This is a genomic window from Chitinophaga sp. S165 (assembly GCF_003182155.1).
Classification (GTDB): Bacteria; Bacteroidota; Bacteroidia; order Chitinophagales; family Chitinophagaceae; genus Chitinophaga.
Genome location: NZ_QGTG01000036.1, coordinates 1 through 1,108 on the forward strand (window position 1 = coordinate 1; position 1,108 = coordinate 1,108).

1 protein-coding gene is annotated in these 1,108 nt (G+C 46.4%); it reads left to right on the forward strand.

The features are described 5' to 3' along the window. Positions 1 to 1,108, forward strand: a 1,108-nt coding sequence (locus C7475_RS32725) for an amino acid adenylation domain-containing protein (RefSeq protein WP_146217736.1), incomplete at both ends; no start/stop codon positions are given.

Below are 1,108 nucleotides of genomic sequence, written 5' to 3' on the forward strand. Positions count from 1 at the left end.
CTTTGGCGATTATGAACTCAGCTATCACATGCTGGACGTACGGTCATCCGCTGTGAGCCGCATCTTGCAGGACATGGGAGCTGACCCCGGCAGTGCTGTGCCAGTATGTATGGAGCGTAGCCCAGAGCTGGTGATCGCACTATTGGGCATCCTGAAAGCAGGATGTGCGTATGTACCCATTGATCCGTCTTATCCTTCTCACCGGATCAATCATATCCTTGAAGATACAGGAGCGAAGATGTTGATCAGTGATGAGGCGTGTTATAGCATAGCCTTATCCACAGGCAAACCAGTACTGAATATCAGCCGTGCGGAAAGCAATCAGTTACCAAAGGCGATTATAGCTGCATCAGTATCTGCAGATAGTTTGGCTTACATCATGTATACCTCTGGTTCAACAGGTCAGCCTAAAGGCGTGATGGTAACACATGCTAATGTAGTCAGGCTTGTCAGGTCACCGAATTATCTTTCATTCAATAGTGAGCATATCCTGTTGGCAACAGCAGCTATTGCCTTTGATGCGACGATATTTGAATACTGGGGAATATTACTGAATGGCGGGACACTTGTTTTCTGTAATCAGCACGAATTATTAAATACACAGCTGCTTGGTAATGCCATGCGGCAATACAATGTCAATCTTGTATGGTTTACAGCAAGCTGGTTACACCAATTGATAGATGATGATATTACTATATTCGGTCAGATCAAAACATTGGTTGCCGGAGGTGATAAACTGTCCGCTGTTCACGTTCAGCGCCTGCTGAAGCATTATCCGCAATTAGAAGTAATTAACGGGTACGGGCCAACTGAAAATACGACCTTTTCACTTTGCCATAAAATACCAGCGGCCGGAATAGACAGCATTGATAATATACCCATCGGAAAACCGATAAGTAATTCTACCGCCTATATCCTGCAAGATGGTAAGACTTTGTACCCTGTAGGTGTGCCTGGAGAGATCTGTGTGGGAGGGGCTGGTGTAGCACGCGGTTATCTAAACCATGAAGCACTGACCGCAGAGAAGTTCATAGCTGATCCATTCAGCGGCATCTCCGGTAGCCGTTTGTATCGCACGGGAGATATCGGCTATTGGCGTGAAGACGGA